Source organism: Nocardia sp. NPDC056541 (assembly GCF_042794235.1).
Lineage (GTDB): Bacteria > Actinomycetota > Actinomycetes > Mycobacteriales > Mycobacteriaceae > Nocardia.
In genome coordinates this window covers 29,519-55,673 of the sequence record NZ_JBHTUD010000007.1, presented here as the reverse complement: position 1 = coordinate 55,673, position 26,155 = coordinate 29,519, and the positions used below count along the sequence as shown (strand labels likewise).

At 69.9% G+C, this 26,155-nt stretch carries 1 protein-coding gene (only partly in view); it reads left to right on the top strand.

The genetic code is table 11. The features are described from left to right. Positions 1–264: 264 nt before the first annotated feature. Positions 265–26,155, top strand: partial view of a non-ribosomal peptide synthase/polyketide synthase gene (locus ACFQ9R_RS13845; protein ID WP_378990846.1) — the 5' portion only. The gene runs 18,194 nt beyond the window's last position; only the first 25,891 of its 44,085 coding nucleotides appear in the window; its start codon is at positions 265–267; its stop codon lies off the right edge, out of view.

Below are 26,155 nucleotides of genomic sequence, written 5' to 3'. Positions count from 1 at the left end.
GGTTGGTTGCGGGGCGAGCGCACCGGTAGATTGGTGCGATGGTTTGCGACGAGTAGACCGGCGCTGGCGGCCGGACGGTCAGGTGCATGGTCTCGGCCGTGTAACGAGACCAGCCTGGGTGACAGATAGTGCCAATGGACATTTTTGCCTGATTGATTCGAGAACTGAACCCGAGACGCGGGCGCCACGCTTATTCAGGTGGGCGCTCGCGTTCCGGTGTCGTCGGGGAGCGCCTGACCGGGTGTTCCGGAAGCGAGGTTTGGGTTGGACCGGCTGGATTTCGGCGGAAACGGCGAAACTGGTGACGGACGTGGAGGCTCCTCGGAGTACTTCCCGCTTTCGCCCGCACAGCTGGGTATCTGGTACGCGCAGCACGTCGACCCACAGGTGCCGATCAACATCGCCCAGTACGTCGACCTGCGTGGACGCCTCGATGTCGCCGTGCTCGAGCGCGCGAGCGCCGACGCGGCCACCGACCTCGAATCGGGCTGGCTGCGCATCGTCGAGATCGACGGTGAGCCGATGCAGACCATCGACCCCACTCAGGACGCGACGCTGATCTATGTCGATCTGCGTGGCGAGGCCGACCCCGAAGCGGCCGCCGCCGCGTGGATGCGGGCCGAGTACAGCCGCCCGCTCGACATCGTCAACGACCGTCTCGTCCAGGCCGCCGCGCTGCAGCTCAGCGATGACCGCTGGTACTGGTATGCCCGCGTCCACCACATCGTGCTCGACGGTTTCGGCGCCAACAATTTCGTCAACCGCACGGCACAGCTCTATACCGCCGAGGTCACCGGCACCCCGGCCCCGCCGAACAAAGCCACCGATCTGCGTGCGCTCTACGAGTCCGAGCTCGTCTACCGCGACAGCACCCGCTTCCAGTCCGACAAAGAGCATTGGGCCCAGCGGGTAGCGGGCCTGGAGGAAGGCAGCAGCCTCACCGGCCGCTCGGCCCCGCCCTCGCCGGTCAACGACGTCACCAGCGCGGCGCTGAGCACCGCCCAGGACGAGCTGCTCACCGCGGCGATCGCCCGGCACGACAGCACCGCCGCACCGCTGCTGATCGCCGGTTTCGCGGCGTACCTGGCCCAGATCACCGGCACCTCCGACGTCATCCTCAGCCTCCCGGTCACCGCCCGGACCACCGCGGTGATGCGCCGCTCGGGCGGTGTGACCTCGAACATCGTCCCGTTGCGCCTGCGCGTGGGCCACGACACCACGGTCGCGCAGCTGCTGCGCTCGGTGACCACCGAGGTCTCCGGCGCCCTGCGCCACCAGCGCTACCGCCACGAGGACATCCGCCGTGATTCGGCGGGCGAGGGCATGGTCTCCACGGAGTTCTTCGGCCCGTGGGTCAACATCATGCTGTTCGACAACCACCTGAGCTTCGGTGACATGGAGGGCACGCTCAACGTGCTGTCCACGGGCAGCATCGAAGACCTGGGCGTCAACTTCTATCAGTCGCACGGTGGCACCCGCTCCCACATCGACTTCGAGACCAACCCGAACCTGTACTCGGCCGCCGACGCGCAGACCCATCACGGCCGGTTCCTGGAGTTCTTCGACCGGTTCCTGGCCGCCGACGCCGAACTGCCGGTGTGGAACCTGCCGGTCACCGGCACGGCCGAGCTGGAACGCTCGCTCACCGAGTGGAACGACGCGGCACACGAGGTCCCCGCGACCACCCTGCCCGCGCTGCTCGACGCGCAGATCCCGCTGACCCCGGACAACATCGCCCTGGACTTCGAGGGCGAAACCCTCACCTACGCCGAATTCGGCGCGAAGGTGAACCGGCTGGCCCGCTTCCTGATCGCCGACGGCGTCGGCCCGGAATCGCTCGTGGCGCTCGGCATGCGCCGCTCGCTCGACCTCGTCATCGGCATGCACGCCGTGCTGCGGGCCGGTGGCGCGTACGTGCCGATCGACCCGGATCATCCGGCCGACCGCACCGCCTACATCCTCGAGTCCGCGGCACCGGTCTGCGTCCTGACCACCACCGGCGACGACCTCGACCTGCCCGGCACCGTCGCCCGCGTCGAGATCGATCGACTCGACACGACCGGTTTCGACGCCACAGCTCTCACCGACGCCGACCGCCTGTCCCCGCTGCGCCCGGACAACACCGCCTACGTCATCTACACCTCGGGTTCGACCGGTCGCCCCAAGGGCGTCGCGGTCACCCACCACGCGATCGTCAACCAAGAGCTGTGGATGCTCGACGAATACCGGTTGACCGCCGACGACGTCTACTTACAGAAGACCGCCACCACCTTCGACGTGTCGCTGTGGGGTTACTTCCTGCCGCTGATGGTCGGCGCGAAACTGGTCATCGCCAGCCCCGACGGCCACCGCGACCCGCTCTACGTCGCGGACATGATCGAACGCCACGGCGTGACCGTGACCGACTTCGTCCCGTCGATGCTCACCGTCTTCGTCTCGCATGCCACGCAGGTTCAATGCGCCTCGCTGCGTGCGGTTTTCGTCATCGGTGAGGCGCTGCCCCCGGAGACCGCCGCGGGTCTGCGCGCGATCTCCGACGCCGGCCTGCACAACCTGTACGGACCCACGGAGGCCGCGGTCTCGGTCACCTACTGGGAGGCCACCGAAGCCGACACCACGCAGGTGCCGATCGGTATCCCCGAGTGGAATGTCGAAGTCTACGTACTGGATTCACGGCTGCGCCCGGCCGCGATCGGCGCCCCGGGTGAGCTGTATCTGGCCGGTCGACAGCTGGCCCGCTGCTACCGCGGCCGCCCCGACCTGACCTCGGACCGCTTCGTCGCCAACCCCGTCGGCGCCCCCGGCGAGCGCATGTACCGCACCGGCGACCTCGTGCGCTGGAACGCCGAGGGCGTGCTGGAGTACATCGGCCGCACCGACTTCCAGGTGAAGTTCCGCGGTCAGCGCATCGAGCTCGGCGAGATCGAGACCGACCTGCTCGCGCACCCGACCGTGAGCCAGGCGGCGGTGCTCGTGGTCGACACCGCGACCGGCCAGCAGCTCGTGGCCTACATCGTGCCCGCGCCGGGCCAGTCCGCCGACCCGGCGACGCTGACTCGTTTCGTGTCCGAGAAGCTGCCCGCCTACATGGTGCCCGCGTCGATCATGGTGCTCGACGCGTTCCCGCTCAACACCTCGGGCAAGCTGGATCGCAAGGCGCTGCCCGAACCCGTCTTCACCTCTGCCGCAGGCGATTTCCGCGCACCGCGCACCCCGGCCGAGCAGATCGTGGCCGGCATCTTCGGCGATGTGCTGAGCCAGGAACGCGTCGGCGCCGACGACAACTTCTTCGAACTGGGCGGCAACTCCCTGGTCGCCACGCAGGTCGTCGCCCGCATCGGCGCCGCCTTCGGTATCCAGCTGGGTGTGCGCGCGCTGTTCGAGACCCCGACCGTGGCCGGACTCGCCGCGCGGGCCGAATCCGTCACCCCCGCCGATGTTTCCGCCGCGCGTCCGCCGCTGGTCGCGCAGCCGCGTCCCGAGCAGGTGCCGTTGTCGCTGGCCCAGCAGCGGATGTGGTTCATCAACCAGTTCGACCCCACCGCACCCACCTACAACCTGCCGTTCGTGGTGCAGATGAAGGGCAGCGTCGACGTCGACGCCCTGATCGCCGCGCTCAATGATGTTGTGGTGCGCCAGGAATCGCTGCGCACGATCTTCCCCGACGCCGACGGCGGTTTCCAGCACGTACTCGGCGCCGACGAGTTCGACCTCGGCATCGCGGTGACCCCGATCGACCAGTCGCGGCTGCGCGACGAGCTGATCGACTTCGCCTCCACCGGCTTCGATGTCACCCTGGAACTGCCGATCCGCGTGCAGATCTTCAAGGTGGCCGGTGGAACCGCCGAGTCCAACGGTCACGGTGCGGGCACCCCGGAATACGCGGTCGCCTTCGTTGTGCACCACATCGCGGCCGACGGTTTCTCTTTCGGCCCGCTGGCCCGCGATGTAGCCACCGCCTACCTGGCTCGCGCCGCGGGCCAGGCTCCGGCCTGGCTGCCGCTGCCGGTTCAGTACCGCGACTACACCCTGTGGCAGCACGAACTGCTCGGCGCCGAATCCGACCCGGCTTCGATGGCCGCGCGTCAGCTCGACTACTGGAAGAGCGCCCTCGAGGGCCTGCCCGACCAGCTCGACCTGCCCAGCGACCGCCCGCGCCCGCAGCAGCAGAGCTTCCGTGGCGCGCGCGTCGGTTTCGAGATCGACGCCGAGACCCACGAACAGCTCGCCGCCGTGGCCCGTGCCAACGGCGTCACCCTGTTCATGGTGGTGCACGCCTCCCTCGCGGTGCTGCTCGCGCGCCTGTCGGGCACCACCGACATCGCCGTCGGTACCCCCATCGCCGGTCGTGGTGAGCAGGCCCTCGATGACCTGATCGGCATGTTCGTCAACACCCTGGTGTTGCGTTCCGACGTCGATCCCACCCAGCCGTTCACCGAATTCCTCACCCGCACCCGCGAAACCGACCTGAGCGCGTTCGCCAACGCGGATGTGCCGTTCGAGCGGCTCGTCGACGTGCTCAACCCGTCGCGCTCGCAGGCCCGCCATCCGCTGTTCCAGGTGGTGCTGTCGTTCCAGGAGATGTCGCACGGCACCCTGGAGCTGCCCGGTCTCACGGTCACGGCCGACGAGGTCGAGGTCGACATGGCCAAGTTCGACCTGCAGTGGACCCTCACCGAGGAACACACCGGCACCGGCTCGCTGTCGGGCATGACCGGCGTGCTCACCTACGCCATCGACCTGTTCGATCAGTCGACCGTCGAAGAGTTGCTGCTGCGCTGGCGCCGCGTGCTCGACGCGATCCTGGCCGACCCGGCTGTCACCGTCGGCGCGATCGACGTGCTCGACGACGCCGAACGCGCCGACCTGGTCACCCGCTTCGGCGCCCCCGCCGCGGTGGCGCGCACGCTGCCGCAGCTGATCGCCCAGGCCGCCCGCGACACCGAGGCGACCGCCGTCGTGTTCGAGGGGACCGCCGTCTCCTACGGCGAACTCGATCGTCGCTCGAACCAGTTGGCGCGCTTGCTGATCCAGCAGGGTCTCGGCGCCGAGGACTTCGTCGCCGTCGCCGTGCCGCGTTCGCTGGAATCGGTGCTCGCCGTGTGGGCGGTCACCAAGACCGGTGCCGCGTTCGTGCCCGTCGACCCGAACTACCCGGCCGACCGCATCGCCCACATGATCACCGATGCCGGTGTGTCCGTCGGTATCACGGTCACCGGTGAAGCCGATGAACTCCCTGATTCGGTGGGCTGGGTGGTGGTCGACGACATCGACCTCACCGGTATCTCCGATGCCCCCCTCGCACCGCGTGAACTGGTGTGCCAGACCGATCCCGCGCAGCCCGCGTACCTGATCTACACCTCCGGTTCCACCGGTGTGCCCAAGGGCGTCGTGGTCACCCACGCCTCCGTCGCCAACTTCTGCGCCGAGCAGATCGACCTCTACTCGCTCGACTCCACCACGCGCGCACTGCATTTCGCCTCACCGTCGTTCGACGCCTCGGTACTGGAAATGCTGCTCGCCATCGGTCGCGGCGGCACGCTCGTCGTCGTCCCGCCGGGTGTGTACGGCGGTGAGGAACTGCGCGACATCCTCATCACCGAACAGGTCACCCACGCGTTCGTGACCCCGGCCGCGCTGGCCACCTTCGACGCCCGCGGCCTCGATCACCTGCGGGTGCTCGCCGCGGGTGGTGAAGCGGTCCCGCCGGAACTGGTCGCCAAGTGGGCCGTGCGCCTGCCCGACGGTTCGCGCCGCATGCTGGGCAATGTCTACGGACCCACCGAGACCACCATCGCGTCCAACCTCAGCGAAGGGCTGATCCCGGGGGAGCGGGTCGTCATCGGCGGTCCCATCCGCGGCGTCCACACCCTGATCCTCGACGACCGCCTTCGCCCCGTGCCGGTCGGTGTCGCGGGTGAGCTCTACATCGGCGGCGTCGGCATGGCGCGTGGGTACCACGCGCGCGCCTCGCTCACCGCCGACCGTTTCGTCGCCAACCCCTACGCCCCCGGTGCGCGGATGTACCGCACCGGTGACGTGGTGCGCTGGACCGCCGACCGCAACGTGGAGTACGTCGGCCGCTCCGACTTCCAGGTGAAGGTCCGCGGTTTCCGTATCGAACTGGGCGAGATCGACTCCGCGCTCGCCTCGCACGAGACAGTCGACTTCGCGGTCAGCATCGGTCACAAGAACAAGGGCGGCAGCACCTCGCTGGTGTCCTATGTCGTGGCGGTGCCGGGCAGTTCGATCGATATCGCCGAACTGACCGACCATGTCGCACAGCGTCTGCCCGCGTACATGGTGCCCTCGTCGATCATGGTGCTCGCCGCGGTCCCGCTGACCGTCAACGGCAAGCTCGATCGTCGCGCGTTGCCCGCGCCGGTGTTCGAGGTGCGTGAGTTCCGCGCGCCCACCACCCCGATCGAGCAGATCGTCGCGCAGATCTTCGCCGACGTGCTCGAACTGGGCCGGGTCGGTGTCGAGGACGACTTCTTCGAACTGGGCGGCAACTCGCTGATCGCCACCCAGGTCGCGTCCCGCATCGGCATCGCCCTGGACACCCGGGTCCCGGTCCGCATGCTGTTCGAGGCCCCCACGGTGGCGGCGCTGGCCGCCCGGGTGGAGTCACAGGCCGGCGACGGCGCGCGCAAGGCGCTGGTCGCCCGCGAACGCCCCGACCGGGTGCCGCTGTCGCTGGCGCAGCAGCGCATGTGGTTCCTCAACCGCTTCGACACCGCGTCGGCGGTCAACAACATCCCGGTCGCGATCCGGCTGTCCGGTGACCTGGACGTGGCCGCCCTACAGGTCGCGGTCATCGACGTGATCGACCGCCACGAGTCGCTGCGCACCGTGTTCCCCGACTCCGGCACCGGTCCCGTGCAGGTGATCCTGGACGCCGCGCAGATCGTTCCCGACCTCACCCCGTACCGGGTGACCGAGGACAACCTCATCGATCACCTGATCGATCTGGCGTCGATGGCGTTCGACGTGACCAGCGAAGTGCCGCTGCACGCACGGCTTTTCGAGGTGTCGGAGTCCGAGTACGTGCTCGGCATGGTGGTGCACCACATCTCCGCCGACGGCTGGTCGATGGCGCCGCTCTCGCGCGATGTGATCATGGCGTACGCGGCCCGCACCTCGTGGGAGGCGCCGACCTGGGCCGAACTGCCGGTCCAGTACGCCGACTACTCGCTCTGGCAGCGTGAGGTCCTCGGCTCCGAGGACGATCCGCAGTCGTTGATCTCCTCCGAGATCGCTTACTGGGCAAAGGAACTCGCGGACCTACCCGACGAGCTGGTCCTCCCGGCCGATCACCCGCGCCCGCCTGCCGCGTCCTACCGTGGCGGCACGTACAGCTTCGTCATCGCGAGCGAAACCCAGCGTGCCCTGGTCGAATTGGGTCGCCGCTACAACGCCTCGCTGTTCATGGTCATGCACAGCGCCCTCGCGGTGCTGCTGGCCCGTGCCAGCGGCTCCAGCGATATCGCGATCGGTACCCCGGTGGCGGGCCGTGGCGATCAGGCGCTCGACGACCTGGTCGGCATGTTCGTCAACACCCTGGTGCTGCGCTCGCAGGTCGACGGCGCCACCCCGTTCGCCACGTTGCTCGCCCAGGCCCGCGAGACCGATCTGCAGGCCTTCGCCCACGCCGACGTGCCGTTCGAGCGCCTGGTCGAGGTGCTCAACCCGGCCCGTTCGCAGTCGCGCCACCCGCTGTTCCAGGTGATGCTGTCGTTCCAGAACAACAAGCAGGCCTCGCTGCAGCTGCCCGGTCTCGCGGTGAGCGGAATCGATTACGACCCGCAGCTGGCCAAGTTCGACCTGCAGCTCACGCTCACCGAGGTCCAGGACACCGACGGTGGCGTCGGCGGTATGGCGGCCGAATTCTCGTACGCGCTAGATCTTTTCGACGAATCGACGGTCGCCGCGTTCGCCCGCAGGCTCGACAACATCTTCGCCGCGGTGGTCGCCGATCCCGAGGTGTTCGTCGGCGACATCGATCTGCTCGCGCCCGAGGAGCACGCACAGGTCCTCGTCGACTGGAACGACACCGCGCACGCCGTCCCGCACGCGACGCTGATGTCGCTGTTCGACGCACAGGTGGAGCGGACCCCGGACGCCGTCGCCCTGGTCTTCGAGCAGCAAGAGCTGTCCTACCGCGAGTTGCAGGAGCGGGCCAACCGCATCGCGCGCCGCTTGATCTCCGACGGCGTGGGCCCCGGTGACAATGTGGCACTGGCGATCCGGCGCTCCACGGAGTTGGTCGTCGCCATGTACGCGGTGCTGCAGACCGGCGCCGCCTACGTGCCGCTCGACCCGGATCAGCCCGCCGACCGCATCGGCCACATCATCGAGACCGCGCAGCCGCGACTGGTGCTCACCAGCCGCCGCGACGCGTTCGAGTCCGACGGCGTCACCGTGCACGCGGTCGAGAACATCTTCTCGCCCGCCGACTTCAGCGGTGCGCCGATCACCGATGCCGAACGCGTGCAACCGATTCGGGCCACCAATACCGCCTACGTGATCTTCACGTCCGGCTCGACCGGCCGCCCCAAGGGCGTCGCGGTGGATCACGCGGCGATCGTCAACCGCCTGCTGTGGATGCAGCACGAGTACCCGATCGACGCCGCCGACGCCGTTCTGCAGAAGACCCCGGCCACCTTCGACGTGTCGGTGTGGGAGTTCTTCTGGCCCTTGCAGACCGGTGCCCGACTGGTCGTCGCCAAGCCCGACGGCCACCGCGATCCGGTGTACCTGGCCCAGATCATCGCCGAACGCGGCATCACCACCGCGCACTTCGTGCCCTCGATGCTGTCGGTGTTCGTCTCGACCCTCGGCAGCAACGGCAACGGTGACGCGGTGCGCCTGCGACAGGTGTTCGCCTCCGGCGAGGCGCTGCCCGCGCCCACCGCGCAGCGTCTGCGCGAGCTCACCGGCGCCCGTCTGCACAACCTGTACGGTCCCACCGAGGCCGCGGTCGACGTCACCTATCACGAGGTCGTCGACGCCGATGTGGAGTCGGTGCCGATCGGGCGCCCGGTGTGGAACACCCGGGTGTTCGTGCTGGATTCGCGCCTGCACCCCGTGGCGCCCGGCGTTGCGGGAGAGCTCTATCTGGCGGGCGATCAGCTGGCCGTCGGCTACCTCAACCGGGCCGACCTGACCGCCGACCGTTTCGTCGCCAATCCGTACGGCGCGGCGGGCTCGCGCATGTACCGCACCGGTGACCTCGTCACCTGGACCGCGGTGTCGGGCGAGAACGGTCTCACCTACGGCGAACTGAACTACCTGGGCCGCACCGACTTCCAGGTGAAGCTGCGCGGTCTGCGCATCGAGCTCGGTGAGATCGAGGCGACCCTGCTGGCGCAGCCGGGTGTCGCGCAGTCGGTCGTCGTCGTGCGCTCCGACGCGCACGCCGGTGACCAGCTCGTCGGTTACCTGGTGCCAGAGGTGGACTCGGCCCTCGACGTGGCCGCGGTGAAGGCGGGCATCACCACCGAACTGCCCGCCTACATGGTGCCGTCGGCCCTGGTCGTGCTGGATGCTTTCCCGCTCAACGCGTCCGGCAAGCTCGACCGTAAAGCGTTGCCGGCGCCCGTGTTCGAGGCAAAGGTGTTCCGTGCGCCCTCGACCCCGATCGAGGAGATCGTCGCCGAGATCTTCGCCGACCTGCTCGGCGCCGAACGCGTGGGCGTGGACGACGACTTCTTCGCCCTCGGCGGCAACTCGCTCGTGGCCACGCAGGTCGCGGCGCGCCTGAGCACGGCGCTCGACACCGAGGTCGGCGTGCGCACCCTGTTCGAGGCGCCCACCGTCGGCGCGTTGGCCGCCCGCGTGGAATCGCACGCGGGCACCGGTCTGCGCGCCGAGCTCACGGCCCGTCAGCGTCCCGAGTATCCGCCGCTGTCGCTCGCGCAGCAGCGCATGTGGTTCCTGAACCGCTTCGACGTCGCCGACACCGGCACCTACAACATCCCGGTCGCGGTCCGCCTGCAGGGCCTGCTCGACCTGCCCGCGCTGCGCGGCGCGGTCGCCGACGTGGTCGCCCGCCACGAAACCCTGCGCACGGTCTACCCGGTGTACGTCGCCCCCGAGTCGGGGCGCGCCGCCATGGCCGACGGCACCGCCTACCAGAAGGTGCTCGCCGCCGCGGGCTCGATTCCGGACGTCGAGCTGATCGAGGCCGACGAGACCGACATGGCGATCTCGCTCTACGAGTTCGCCCGTCGCGGTTTCGACGTCACCGCGAACGCGCCGGTGCGCCTTCGGGTCTACGAGCTCAGCGAGCGCGAACACGTGCTGGTGATGGTGGTCCACCACATCGCCGCCGACGGTTTCTCGCTGCGTCCGCTGGTGCGCGACCTGATGACCGCCTACGTGGCCCGCACCGCGAACACCGAACCCGGCTGGCCGCCCCTGAACATCCAGTACGTCGACTACGCGCTGTGGCAGCGCGAGATCCTCGGCGACGAAACCGATCCCACCTCGCTGATCTCCGAGCAGCTCGAGCACTGGCGCGGCGCGCTCGCCGATCTGCCCGACGAACTGCGTCTGGGCCACAAGTCGCGGCCCGCGCAGGCCAGCTACCAGGCGGGCACGCACCGCTTCGAAGTGCCGGGCGAGCTCGTCGAGGCATTGAACCGGGTCGCCCACGAGCACAGCACCACCCTGTTCATGGTGGTGCACAGCGCTTTCGCCATCCTGCTGTCGCGGCTGTCGGGCACCCCCGACATCGCCATCGGCACCCCGGTCGCGGGCCGTGGTCAGCAGGCACTCGACGATCTGGTCGGCATGTTCGTCAACACCCTGGTGTTGCGCGCGCAGGTCGATCCGGGCGCCACCTTCGCCGAGTTGCTCGGTCAGGTCCGCGAGCACGATCTGGCGGCCTTCGCGCACGCCGACGTGCCGTTCGAGCGCCTGGTCGAGGTGCTCAACCCGGCGCGCTCGCAGTCGCGCCACCCGCTGTTCCAGGTGATGCTCTCGTTCCAGAACCTGGGCCGCACCACCCTGGAACTGCCCGGCCTCACGGTCTCCGAGCTGGGCATCGACCAGCACATGGCGAAGTTCGATCTGCAGCTCGCGCTCAGCGAGGTCCCCGCCGACGACGACAGCCACATGGATGCCGAACTCGTCTACGCGACAGACCTTTTCGACGCGGGCTTCGCCGCGACCTTCGGCGCCCGCCTGCTGCGCGTGCTCACCGCCGTCGTGGTCGACCCCTCGGCTCCCGTCGGTGACATCGAGCTTCTCGACTCCGCCGAGCGCACCCTGGTGCTCGATCGCTGGAACGACACCGAATTCGCCGTCGACGCCGCGCTGAGCACGCCGAGTGACGACGAACCGGCCACGCTGCACGCGCTGTTCGAGGCGCAGGTCGCCCGGACCCCCGACGCGGTCGCGCTCACGTTCGAGGGGACGAGTCTGTCCTATGCCGAGTTCGCGGGCCGCGTGCGTCAGCTGGCGCGCTGGCTCAAGGACGCCGGCGTCGGCCCGGAATCGTATGTGGCACTCGGTATGCGGCGCTCGATCGATCTGCTGGTCGGCATGTACGCCGTGTCCGCCGCCGGTGGCGCGTACGTACCGCTGGACCCCGATCACCCGGCCGAGCGCATCGAGCACATCCTCGAGACCGCGCAACCGGTCTGCGTGCTCACCTCCGGCGAGAGCCTGCCCGCGGCCGCCGGTCGCGAGGTCCGCATCGACCAGCTCGACCTGTCCGGCCACTCCACCGAGCCGGTCACCGACGCCGACCGGCACCGCCCGCTGCGCTCGGGCAACACCGCCTACGTCATCTTCACCTCCGGCTCGACCGGTCGCCCCAAGGGCGTCGCGGTCAGCCACGCGGCGATCGTCAACCGCCTGGTGTGGATGCACGCCGCCTACGGCCTCGCCGCCGCCGACGTGGTGCTGCAGAAGACCCCCGCCACCTTCGACGTGTCGGTGTGGGAGTTCTTCTGGCCCTTGCAGGTCGGCGCGCGCCTGGTGGTCGCCAAGCCGGACGGGCATCGCGACCCGGCCTACCTGGCCCGGCTGATCGTGGCCGAACAGGTCACCACGGTGCACTTCGTGCCGTCGATGATGGCCGTGTTCGTCACCGAACCGCTGGCCGCCGAGTGTGTTTCACTGCGCAATGTGTTCGCCTCCGGCGAGGGTCTGCCCGCGCCGACCGCGCAGCGTCTGCGCGAATTGACCGGCGCCGCGCTGCACAACCTCTACGGCCCCACCGAGGCCGCGGTCGACGTGACCTATCACGAGGTCACCGATGCCGACATCGAAACGGTGCCGATCGGCGCCCCGGTGTTCAACACCCGTCTGTACGTGCTGGATTCGCGGCTGCGGCCGGTTCCGGTGGGTGTCGCGGGTGAGCTCTACCTCGCGGGCGTGCAGCTGGCCCACGGGTATGTGGGTCGTGCCGACCTGACGATGGATCGTTTCGTCGCCGACCCGTTCGCGCCCGGCGAGCGCATGTACCGCACCGGTGACCTCGTCACCTGGACGCCGGCCGGCGAGCTGGAGTACCTGGGCCGCACCGACTTCCAGGTGAAGCTGCGTGGTCTGCGCATCGAACTCGGCGAGATCGAGGCGGCGCTCACGGCGCTGCCGGAGATCGCCCAGTCGGTGGTCGTGGTCCGTGCCGACGAGCACACCGGCGATCAGCTGGTCGCCTACGTCGTCCCGCAGACCGGCGCCACCGTGGACACCGACGCGGTGAAGGACGCACTCGGCGCGGAGCTGCCCGTCTACATGGTGCCCGCCGCGTACGTGGTGCTGAACGCGTTCCCGCTCAATGCTTCCGGCAAGCTCGATCGCAAGGCGCTGCCGTCTCCGGTGTTCGCCGCGCGTACCTTCCAGGCGCCGGTCACCCCGGTGCAGCAGATCGTCGCCGCCACCTTCGCCGAGGTGCTCGGCGCCGGTCAGGTCGGCCTCGACGACGACTTCTTCGAACTCGGCGGCAACTCGCTGGTCGCCACCAGGGTCGCGGCCCGGCTGTCGGAGGCGCTCGATACCCAGGTGCCGCTGCGCGCGCTGTTCGAGGCGTCGACGGTGGCCGCGCTGGCTGCTCGGGTCGAAACGCACACCGGTCGTGGTGGCCGCATCCCGTTGGCTCCCCGCCCGCGGCCCGAGCTGGTGCCGCTGTCGCAGGCGCAGCAGCGGATGTGGTTCCTCAACCGCTTCGACAACCGCACCGCCGTCAACAACATCCCCGTCGCGATCCGCCTCACCGGTGACCTCGATGTCGCCGCGCTCGAGGCGGCCATCGCCGACGTGGTCGCCCGGCACGAGTCCCTGCGCACCTTCTACCCGGCAGCCGATGTGGCCTCGGGTGCGGTCGAGGAAGGCGCGGGCTACCAGCAGATCCGGCCCGCCGACGAGGTCCGTTTCGCGCTGGCCGCCCAGCCGGTCGCCGCGAGCGACGTGGTGGCCAGGGTGATCGAACTGGCGAGCGTGCACTTCGACGTGACCCGCGAAGTCCCGTTCCGCGCGAGCCTGCTGCGCGTCGACGACCGGAACCACGTGGCCGTGCTGGTCATGCACCACATCAGCGGTGACGGTTTCTCGCTGCGTCCGCTGCTGCGCGATGTCGTGATCGCCTACACCGAGCGCACCCGCGGTGAGAACCCCGCCTGGACGCCGCTGGAAGTCCAGTACGCCGACTACACCCTGTGGCAGCGTGAGATCCTCGGTGCGGAGTCCGATCCCGAATCGGTCGCCGCGAGCCAGCTCGCCTACTGGACCGAGCAGCTGCGCGATCTGCCCGATCAGCTCGAGCTGCCCGCCGATCGGCCGCGCCCCGAGGTCGCCACCAATGCCGGTGACCTGCACCGCTTCTCGGTCGACGCGCACCTGCACCACGCGCTGACCGAGATCGCCCGCGCCCGCGGCGTCACCCTGTTCATGGTGATGCACGCGGCACTGGCCACCTGGGCCGCGCGCCTGTCCAACAGCACCGACATCGCCATCGGCACCCCCATCGCCGGTCGCGGCGAGCGCACGCTCGACGACCTGGTCGGCATGTTCGTCAACACCCTGGTGCTGCGCAGCGAGGTCGACTCGAGCGCGAGCTTCGGCGACCTCCTGGATCAGATCCGCAAGGTCGACCTGTCCGCCTTCGCCAACGCCGATGTGCCGTTCGAGCGCCTCGTCGACGTGCTCAGCCCCACCCGTTCACAGGCGCATCACCCGCTGTTCCAGGTGGCGCTCACCTTCGAGGCGGCCACCGCCGCCGACGCGGGCACCATCGCACTGCCCGGCCTCGATCTCGAGGTCGTCGACTTCGATCCGGGCACGGCGAAATTCGACGTGCAGCTCACCGTGGGCGAAGCCGCCGACGGCTCGCTCGCGCTGTCGTGGAACTACGCCACCGATCTGTTCGACGCCGAAACCGTCGCCGCCTTCGGCGACCGCCTGGTCCGCATCCTGCGCAGCGTCGCCGAGAACCCCGACGTGATCGTCGGCGACATCGACCTGCTCGGCGAGGCCGAACAGCGTGATGTCGCGCAGCGCTGGGTGTCCTCCGGTCCCGACGCCATCGGTCTGCCGGTCATCCACGACGCCAGCACCCCCGCCGGCTACCGGCGTGGCCTGTTCGGCAACAAGCACACGACCCTGGTCGACCTGTTCGACGCCGCGGCCGCCGCCTACCCCGACCGGATCGCCGCCAAGTTCGGCGTCGAGTCGCTGACCTACGCCGAGCTCGATCGCCGTGCGAATGTGCTGGCGCGCAGGTTGATCGACGACGGCGCAGGCCCGGAATCGCTGGTCGCGGTGATCCTGCCGCGTTCGCTCGATCTCGTGGTCGCGCTGCTCGCCGTCGTGAAGACCGGTGCGGGCTACGTGCCGGTCGATCCGACCTATCCGGCCGAGCGCATTGCCTACGTGCTCGAGGACTCGCGCCCCACCAGCGTCGTCCTCGATTCCACCGTCCAGGTGCGGGTGCCCGAGCACCTGCCCTCGGTGGTGCTCGACGGATTCGCCGTGGAAACCGGCAATATCGAAGACGCCGACGATGCCCCGATCACCGACGCCGACCGGCTCGCCCCGCTCTCGCCGGACAATGTCGCCTACGTCATCTACACCTCCGGCTCGACCGGCCGCCCCAAGGGCGTCGCGGTCGCGCACCGCAATGTGGTGCGCCTGTTCGCCAACACCGATCGCGACTTCGGCTTCGGCCCGCGCGATGTGTGGACGCTGTTCCACTCCTACGCCTTCGACTTCTCGGTGTGGGAGCTGTGGGGCCCGCTGCTGTTCGGCGGCTCGCTGATCGTCGTCGACTACTACACCTCGCGTTCGCCCGAACAGTTCCTGGAACTGCTGCGCGTGGAGCAGGTGACGGTCCTCAACCAGACGCCGTCGGCGTTCTACCAGCTGGCCGAGGCCGACCGCAACGCCGGACCGGGCCTGGAGCCGCTGGCCCTGCGCTATGTGGTGTTCGGTGGCGAGGCCCTCGAGCTGCGCCGCCTGTCGGATTGGGTCGCGCGCCACGGTGACAGCTCGCCGACGCTGGTCAACATGTACGGCATCACCGAGACCACGGTGCACGTGTCGTTCCGGGCGCTGGACGCGAAAACCATTGCCGCCGCCGCCGGTTCGGTGGTCGGCCGGGCGATCGCGGGTCTGGGCGTGTACGTCCTCGACAACCGGTTGCGGCCGGTGCCGGTGGGTGTCGCGGGCGAAATGTATGTCGCCGGACCGCAGTTGGCGCGCGGCTACCTCGGTCGCCCCGACCTGACCGCCACCCGCTTCGTCGCCAATCCTCTCGCGGGCCCGAACCAGGGTGGCTCGCGCCTGTACCGCTCGGGCGACCTCGCGCGCTGGAACCGCTTCGGCGAACTCGAATATCTCGGCCGCGCCGACGACCAGGTGAAGGTTCGCGGCTTCCGCATCGAGCTCGGTGAGATCGAAGCCGCCGTGCTCGCGCAGCCGGGCATCGCCCAGGCCGCGGTCATCGTGCGTGAGGATCAGCCGGGTGACCAGCGGATCGTCGCCTACGTGGTCGCCGAGGGCGACCTCGAACCCGACCTCGAGACCATCCGCAGCGGTGCGGCCGAACAGCTGCCCGCCTACATGGTTCCGGCGGCGCTCGTGCGCCTCGAGTGGATCCCGCTGACGGTCAACGGCAAGCTGGACCGTCGCGCGCTGCCCGCTCCCGCGGTGCAGGCGCGGGCCTTCCGCGCGCCGGTCACACCGGTGCAGGAAGCCGTGGCGGCGGTCTTCGCCGATGTGCTCGGCTTGGATCGCGTCGGTGTCGACGACGACTTCTTCGACCTCGGCGGCAACTCGCTCATCGCCACCCGCGTGGTCGCCCGCATCGGTGCGGCGCTCGGTGCGACGGTCCCGGTGCGCGCGCTGTTCGAAGCATCCACCGTGGAAGCCCTTGCGGCACGGGTGGAATCGCACACCGGCGGCACCGCCCGCGCGGCGCTGGTCGCCCGTGAGCGGGCCGAAGGGGAACTGGTTCCGCTGTCGTTCGCGCAGCAGCGCATGTGGTTCCTCAACAAGTACGACACCACCTCGGCCGCCTACAACCTGCCCGTCGCGATCCGCCTCACCGGCGAACTCGACACCGAGGCACTGTCTTTGGCGCTGGCCGACCTGGTCCGCAGGCACGAGTCGCTGCGCACCCGCTACCCCGAACACGGCGGCACCCCGGTACAGCAGATCGTCGCCGCGGAGCGCATTTCGCTGGATCTGCGCCCGATCGCGATCGCGCAGGACGAGCTGTTCGAGACCGTCACCGAGTTCGTCTCCACCGGTTTCGATGTGGCCGAACAGGTTCCGATGCGCGCCCGCCTCTTCCGGGTCGCCGCCGCAGGCCACACGGGTCGCACCGCTGACACGGAGCAGGCCGCGGGTGCCGGGCACGTCGATGGTGGGGTCACCGAACACGTCTTGGTCGTGGTCGTGCACCACATCGCCGCCGACGGTTTCTCGATCGCGCCGCTGACCCGCGATGTGATGCGCGCGTACACCGCCCGGGCCCAGGGCGCTGCCCCCGGTTGGGCGCCGTTACCCGTCCAGTACGCCGATTTCGCGATCTGGCAGCGCGCCGTACTCGGCACCGAGGACGACGCCGACTCGCTCATGTCGCGCCAGGTCGGTTACTGGCAGTCCCAGCTCGCCGGTGTCCCCGACGAACTGACCCTTCCGTTCGACCGCCCGCGTCCGGCCATCGCCTCGCTGCGCGGCGCCACCGTGCACCGCGAGCTCTCGCCCGAACTCGTCGCCGCGCTCGACGAGATCGCCCGCCGCCAGGGCGCGTCGCTGTTCATGGTCATGCACACCGCCCTCGCGGTGTTGCTGGCTCGCCTGTCCGGCTCCGACGACGTCGCCATCGGCACCCCGATCGCGGGTCGCGGTGAGCAGGCGCTCGACGACCTGGTCGGCATGTTCGTCAACACCCTGGTGCTGCGCACCGGCGTGCGCCCGGCCGAGACGTTCACCGACCTGCTCGAGCAGGCCCGCAAGACCGACCTCGACGCCTACGGCAACGCCGACGTGCCCTTCGAGCGCCTGGTCGAACTGCTCGCGCCCGAGCGCTCGCAGTCGCGCAACCCGCTGTTCCAGGTGATGCTGGCCTTCCAGAACCTGGACCGCACCACCCTCGAACTGCCCGGCCTGGCAGTGTCGGCGCTCGACCTCGACGAGAGCGTTGCCCGCTTCGACCTGCAGTTCACCCTCTCCGAGCTGGGCGAACCCGGCCACGGCGGGATGGCACTGGCACTGAACTACGCCACCGAACTGTTCGACGAGGACACCGTCGCCGGCATCGCCGTGCGCTGGCAGCGAGTCCTCGAGGCCGTCGCCGCCGAGGCCGACATCACGGTCGGCGCGATCGACGTGCTCGACGCGGCCGAACGGTCCGACCTGGTGTTCCGGGTCGGCGAACCGCCGGTGCCCGCACGTACCCTGCGTAACCTCCTGGCCGACGCCGTCGCACAGAACCCGACCGGCACCGCCGTCGTGTTCCAGGGGACCAGTGTTTCCTACGCCGAGCTCGACGAACGCTCGAACCGTTTGGCGCGCTTGCTGATCGCCGAGGGCATCGGCGCCGAGGATCTCGTCGCGATCGGCGTTCCGCGCTCGGCCGACTCGGTGCTGGCAGCGTGGGCCGTCGCCAAGACCGGCGCCGCTTTCGTCCCGGTCGACCCGACCTACCCCGCCGACCGCATCGCCCACATGGTCACCGACTCCGGTTCGCCGCTGGGCATCACTGTCGCCTCTGTGCTGGGCGGACTTCCGGACATCGCGCCGCGCGATGCCGCCGGTATCGAATCCACGCCGCACGCGACGGCGACACTCGACAGCTCGGCCGCGGATGCTGCTGCCGCTGGCTGGCTGGTACTCGACGAGCTCGACCTCGCTCGTTTCGACGGCGGGCCGATCGCCGACGACGAGCTCGTGCGGGCGACCACCCCCGAGCAGCCCGCCTACATCATCTACACCTCCGGCTCGACCGGCGTGCCCAAGGGCGTCGTCGTCACCCACGCCGGTCTCGCGAACTTCGGTGAGGAGCAGGCCGAGCGCTACGCCCTCGATACCGGCACGCGCGCACTGCATTTCGCCTCGCCCTCGTTCGACGCCTCGATCCTCGAGCTGCTGCTGGCCCTGGCCCGCGGTGGCGCGCTGGTCGTCGTCCCGCCGGGCGTCTACGGCGGCGACGAGCTGTCCGAGCTGATCCGCACCGAGCGGGTCACCCACGCCTTCATCACCCCCGCCGCCCTGGCGACCTTCGACCCCAGCGGCCTCGACTCGCTGCGCGTCCTGGTCGCCGGTGGCGAAGCGGTCCCCGCCGATCTGGTGTCGAAGTGGGCAGTTCCCTTGGCGGATGGCACAACTCGCGCCTTCCACAACGGTTACGGCCCCACCGAGACCACGATCATGACCAACATCAGCGCCGCGCTGACGCCGGGCGAGCTGGTCACCATCGGTGGGCCGACTCGCGGCATGCGGTCGCTGATCCTGGACGCCCAGCTCCAGCCCGTTCCGGTGGGTGTCGCGGGTGAGCTCTACCTGTCGGGCATCCAGCTGGCCCGTGGGTATCACGCCCGTGCCGGGCTCACCGCCGACCGGTTCGTCGCCGACCCGTTCATCCCGGGCGAGCGGATGTACCGCACCGGCGACGTGGTCCGCTGGACCGCCGAGCGCACCGTCGAGTACGTCGGTCGTTCCGACTTCCAGGTCAAGATCCGCGGCTTCCGGATCGAGCTGGGCGAGATCGACTCCGCCCTCGCCTCGCACGAGACCGTCGACTTCGCCACCACCGTCGGCCACAAGAGCACCGCGGGCGCCGTCTCGCTGGTCGCGTATGTCGTTGCCGCGCCGGGTCATTCGATCGATGTGGCCGCGCTGACCGCGCACGTCGAGGATCGTCTGCCCGCGTACATGGTGCCGTCGTCGATCATGGTGATCGACCACGTGCCGCTCACCCCGGTCGGCAAGCTCGACCGAAAGGCCTTGCCGGAGCCGGTGTTCGCCACCGAGGTCACCTTCCGGGCCGCGCGCAACCCGATCGAGCAGACCATCGCCGAGGTCTTCGCCGAGGTGCTCGGGGTGGAACGCGTGGGCGTGGACGATTCGTTCTTCGCGCTCGGCGGCGACTCGATCGTCTCCATCCAGCTCGTCTCCCGGGCCAAGGCTCGCGGCGTGCTGTTCTCCCCGCGCAACGTCTTCGAGCAGCGCACCGTCGCCGGCCTGGCCTCGGTCGCCGAAACCGCCGATGTCGCGGCGGCTTCCGCGATCACGCTGGCAGAGCTGCCTGGCGGTGGCGTCGGCGAGATGCCGCTGACCCCGGTCGTGCGGTTCATGGCCGAGCGTCCCGGTTCGTTCGACCGGTTCAACCAGACCATGGCGCTGGAACTGCCGGTCGGCATCGACCGCGCGGGCATCGCCGCCACAGTCGGCGCGGTCATCGACCGCCACGACATGCTGCGCTCGCGCCTGCACCAGGTCGACGGCCGCTGGGTCGTCGACACCGCTCCCACCGGCACTGTCGACGCCACCGCGCTCATCGACCACACCTCGTTCGACCCCGCCGTCTCCGATGCCGAACTGGTCGAAATCGCCGCCGCCGCGCTGGATGCCGGCCTCGACCGCCTCGACCCGGCCAACGGCGTCGTCGTGCGCTTCGTCTGGCTGGAACCGGAGCTGAACGCAGGATCAGCCACCGTGGATGGGCTCACCGCCGCGGGCACCGACGCCACCGCGGAGGGGTTGGCGGTCACGCAGACCAGCGATGCCGCCGCGACCGGTGGTGCCGACGGTTCCGCCACCGCCCGTCGGGCCGGTCGCCTGATCGTCGTCGCCCACCACCTCGTGGTCGACGGTGTCTCGTGGCGCATCCTCGTGCCCGACTTCGTGTCCGCGTGGGGTCAGCTCTCCGCCGGACAGCAGCCGGAACTGGTCGCACCCGCCACCTCCATGCGGGCATGGGCGCACGCCCTCGCGGACGAGGCGCGCACCACCGACCGTGCCGCAGAACTCGACTTCTGGCGTGAGGTCGTCGCGACCCCCGACCCGCTGCTCACCGAGCGGCCGATGGACCCGGCGGTCGACGTCTCCGGTGTCGTGGAGAAGCTGCCGGTCGAGGTGTCCGCCGAGGTCACCAAGGCCCTGCTCACCACCGTCCCCGCGCTGTTCCACGGTGGCGTCAACGACGGTCTGCTCACCGCGCTGGCGCTGGCCGCCGCCAAGTGGCGCTCGACCCGGACCGGTCCCGGCGCGCTCGGCAACGGCCACCGCGCCGACCCGAGCGGCGACGCGCTGCTGGTTCGTCTCGAAGGCCACGGTCGCGAGGAAGAGGTCGCGCCCGGCGCCGACCTGTCGCGCACCGTCGGCTGGTTCACCGCCATCTTCCCGGTCCGCCTCGACCTGGCCGGCATCGACATCGATGCCGCGCTCGCCGGTGGTCCGGCGCTGGGACAGGCCGTCAAGGCGGTCAAGGAACAGCTGCTCGCGGTGCCCGACAAGGGCATCGGTTACGGCCTGCTGCGGTACATGAACGCCGAGACCGCCGTCGAACTGCCCACGCAGCTCCCCGGCCAGATCAGCTTCAACTACCTCGGCCGCGTCGCCGACAGCGACGTCCCCGACGCGCTGCGCGGCTTCGGCTGGATCCCCGCGCCCGAGCTGGCCGCCCTCGGCGGCGCCTACGACGCCGACATGCCCGCGATGGCGCCCCTCGACGTCAACGCGATCGTTGTCGGCGACAAGCTCAGCGCCAATATCGGCTACCCGAGCACCCTGCTCGCCGAGGCCGAGGTCCGCGAATTTGCCGACCTGTGGATCACCGCGCTGGAAGCCGTTGCCCGGCACGCCAATTCGGCCGAGGCGGGCGGTCACACGCCGTCCGACTTCGCTCTCGTGCGCTCCACCCAGCGCGATATCGACAGCTGGGAGAAGCGCTACCCCGAGCTGACCCAGGTGTGGCCGCTCGCCGCCCTGCAGGCAGGTCTGTTCTTCCACGCCCGGCTGGCCGCCACCTCGGTCGACGTCTACACCGCCCAGGCCGTCCTCACGCTCACCGGTCGCGTCGACGCCACCCGTCTGCGCGCCGCCGCCCAGGCGCTGCTCGACCGCCACGAAACCCTGCGCACCGCGTTCGTCACCGACCACGACGGCAACGCCGTGCAGGTCGTCCTCGACACCACCCGCGTGGCCTGGACCGAACACGACCGCATCGAGACCGGCGAATTCGCCGACCTCGTCGAGGCCGACCGCACCGCCCGCTTCGACCTGGCCAACCCGCCGCTGATCCGCTTCACCCTGATCCAGATCGCCGAGCACGAATGGCGCTTCGTGGTGTCCAACCACCACATCCTGCTGGACGGCTGGTCGACGCCGCTGGTCATGCGCGACCTGCTCGCCCTCTACGCCCTGCACGGCGACGCGAGCGCGCTGCCCGCCGTCCGCTCGTACCGCCACTTCCTGGAATGGGTCGGCCGTCAGGATCATTCGGTCTCGGTCGAAGCCTGGTCGCACGCGCTGCGCGGCGTCACCGAGCCGACCATGCTGGCCCGCCCCGACGCGAGCCGCGAGATCGCCGCCCTGTCCGACGAGTACCTGTTCGACCTCGACGAGCCCACCACGGCGCGGCTCGTGGCGCTGGCCGCCGACCTCGGCGTCACCCCGAACACCGTCCTGCAGGTGGCCTGGTCGATCGTGCTCGGCCGGATGACCGGCCGCGACGACGTGCTCTTCGGCACCACCGTCTCGGGTCGTCCCGCGCAGCTGTCCGGCGTGGAATCCATGGTCGGCCTGTTCATCAACACCGTCCCGGTGCGCGTGCGTTTCGACGCCGCCGAATCGGTGCGCGACGTGCTCACCCGCACCCAGGGCGAGCAGGCCGACCTGCTCGACCACCACTACATCGGCCTCGCCGAGATCCAGTCGGCGGCCGGCGTCGGTGGCCTGTTCGACTCGCTCGTCGTCTTCGAGTCCTACCCGGTCGACGCCGAGGGCATCAAAGCCCAGGCCGCCGATATCGACGGCATGGCCGTCACCGGTCTCGACGCCGCCGACGCCACCCACTACCCGCTGTCGCTGATCGCGCAGCTCGACACCCAGCTGCGCATCCGCGCCGGCTACCTCAGCGATCTGTTCGACACGGCCACCGTGCACCGCATCGCCGAGCGCCTGATCCGGGTGCTCACCGCGATCACCACGGAACCGGCTGTCGCCGTGGGCGATATCGAACTGCTCGATGCCGCCGAACGCGAACTCGTCGTGCGCGAGTGGAACGCCACCGCGCACGAGGTCGACCAGCGGGTCACCCTCGTCTCGATGTTCGAGGCCCAGGTTGCCCGCACGCCGCAGGCCACCGCCCTGTCCTTCGAGGGCACCAGCCTGTCCTACGCCGAGTTCGCGCAACGGGTCTACCGTCTGTCGCGCTGGCTGATCGACCGCGGCGTCGGCCCGGAAACCTATGTGGCACTGGGCATGCGCCGCTCGCTCGACCTGGTGATCGGCATGTACGCGGTGAGCGTGGCCGGTGGCGCCTACGTGCCGCTGGATCCCGATCACCCGGCCGAACGCACGGAATACATTCTGGCGACGGCGGATCCGGTGTGTGTGCTCACCTCGGGCACCGATCTGGAGATCGACACCGCACAGGTCCGTATCGATCTGCTCGACCTGGACGGCTACACCGACACCCGCGTCACCGACGCCCAGCGCACAGCCCCGCTGCGTCCGGCGAACACGGCGTACGTGATCTTCACGTCGGGTTCGACGGGTCGTCCGAAGGGTGTGGCGGTCAGCCACGGTGCGATCGTCAACCGTTTGGTGTGGATGCAGGAGGCTTACGGTCTGACCGAGGCCGATGTGGTCTTGCAGAAGACTCCGGCGACGTTCGACGTGTCGGTGTGGGAGTTCTTCTGGCCCTTGCAGATCGGCGCGCGGCTCGTTGTCGCGAAGCCCGATGGTCACCGCGATCCGGCCTACCTCGCCGAGATCATCGCCACTGAAGGCGTCACCGTCACCCACTTCGTGCCGTCGATGCTCGCCGTGTTCGTCGCCGACGCCGCGGCCGCGCGCTGCGCGTCGCTGCGGATGGTGTTCGCCTCCGGTGAAGCGTTGCCGCCCAAGCCCGCTCACCGTTTGCGCGAGCTGACCGGCGCCGCTCTGCACAACCTGTACGGCCCCACCGAGGCCGCGGTCGACGTCACCTTCCACGAGGTCGTCGACACCGACGTGGACACGGTGCCGATCGGTGCCCCGGTCTTCAACACCCAGGTCTACGTCCTCGACGCGCGTCTGCGCCCCGTCCCGGTCGGTGTCGCGGGCGAGCTCTACCTCGCCGGTGTCCAGCTGGCGCGCGGCTACGTCGCCCGCCCGGACCTGACCGCCGATCGCTTCGTCGCCGACCCGTTCGGCGACGACGGCGAGCGCATGTACCGCACCGGCGACCTCGTCGCCTGGACCGAACAGGGCGAGCTGGAGTACCTGGGCCGCACCGACTTCCAGGTGAAGCTGCGTGGCCTGCGCATCGAGCTCGGCGAGATCGAGTCCGCGCTGACCGGCCTCGACGAGGTCGCTCAGTCGGTGGTCGTCGTCCGCGGCGATCAGCACACCGGCGACCAGTTGGTCGCCTATGTCATCCCCGCGACCGGCCGCACCGTCGACATCGAGGACGCACGCGAGGAACTGGGCGGCAACCTGCCCGCCTACATGGTGCCCTCGGTCATCGTCGTGCTCGACGAGTTCCCGCTCAACGCCTCCGGCAAGCTCGACCGCAAGGCGCTGCCCGCGCCGGTGTTCGAGGCCGCGGTGTTCCGCGCCCCGACCACCCCGGTCGAGGAAATCGTCGCCGCCACCTTCGCCGGCGTGCTCGGCGTGGATCGGGTCGGCCTGGACGACGACTTCTTCGCGCTCGGCGGTAACTCGCTGACCGCCACCCAGGTCGCCGCCCGCCTGTCGGCCGCGCTGGACACCGATATCGGCGTGCGCGAACTGTTCGAGTCCTCCACCGTCGCCGGGCTGGCCGCGCGGGCCGAGACGCACTCCGGTGCCGAACGCCGCGCGCCGCTGGTGCCGCAGCAGCGCCCCGAGCGGGTGCCGCTGTCGCTGGCCCAGCAGCGCATGTGGTTCCTCAACCGCTTCGACCCCGAGTCCGCGGTGGACAACATCCCCGCCGCCGTCCGGCTGTCGGGCCTGCTCGACCGCCAGGCGCTGCAGGTGGCCGTGGCCGACGTGCTCGCCCGCCACGAATCGCTGCGCAGCTACTACCCGGAGGTGTCCGGCGCCGGCTACCAGGTGATCGTGCCGACCGGCAAGGTCATCCCCGACCTCGCGCCGATCGAGACCACCGCCGCCGAACTGCCGCAACGGCTTTCGGAGCTGGTACGCACCGCGTTCGACGTCACCGCCGAGGTGCCGTTCCGCGCGGCCCTGTTCGAGGTGAGCCCCACCGAACACGTGCTCGCCCTTGTCGTGCACCACATCTCGGCCGACGGCTTCTCCATGGGCCCGCTGACCCGCGACGTGATGACCGCCTACAGCGCCCGCGTCGAAGGCGCCGAACCGGCCTGGCGTCCGCTGGAAGTCCAGTACGCCGACTTCGCGCTGTGGCAGCGTGCCGTGCTCGGTGACGAGGACGACGCGAAATCCGTGATCGCCCAGCAGATCTCGTACTGGGGTTCGACCCTGGACGGCCTGCCCGAGCAGCTCGACCTGCCCGCCGACCGGCCGCGCCCCGCGGTCGCCAGCGGCCGCGGCGCCACCCACACCTTCGAGATCGACGCGAAAACCCATGCGGCCCTGACCGAGCTGGCCCGCACCCGCGGCGCGACGCTGTTCATGGTCTCCCACGCGGCGCTGGCACTGCTGCTCTCGCGCCTGTCCGGCGAGCACGACATCGCCATCGGCACCCCCATCGCGGGCCGTGGTGAGCGCGCGCTCGACGACCTGATCGGCATGTTCGTCAACACCCTGGTGTTGCGCACCGAGATCGACAGCGACGCGAGCTTCGCCGACCTGCTCGGTGCGGTCCGCGCGAGCGACATCGCCGCCTTCGGCCACGCCGATCTGCCGTTCGAACGCCTCGTCGAGATCATCAACCCGGCCCGCTCGCAGGCCCGCCACCCGCTGTTCCAGGTCATGCTGGCCTTCCAGAACACCGGCCAGACCAGCCTGGAACTGCCCGGCCTCACCGTGAGCGGCGTCGATCTGCCGATCGACGTGGCCAAGTTCGACCTGCAGGTCGTGCTCACCGAGAAGCCGGGTGAGGCATCGGGCATCGTCGCCGAGCTGATCTACGCCACCGACCTGTTCGACGCGGCGACGATGGACCGCTTCGGTGCCCGCTTCGCCCGCCTGCTGGCCGGCATCGCGGCGGCGCCGAACCGCGCCGTCGGCGATCTCGCGCTGCTCGACTCGGCGGAAACCGCGCTGGCCGTGCACGGTTGGAACGACACCGCCCGCGAGCTGTCCGAGGCGGGCACGCTGGTGGACGAGTTCGCCCGCCAGGCCGCGGCCACGCCCGACGCGGTCGCGATGGTCGACCCCGCCACCGGCGAAACCTTGACCTACGCCGAATTCGCTTCCCGGGTGCACCGTCTGGCGCATCGCCTGATCGAGGCGGGCGTCGGCCCGGAGTCCCTGGTCGCCCTCGGCCTGCGCCGCAGCATCGACCTGGTCGTCGCCGCCTACGCGGTGC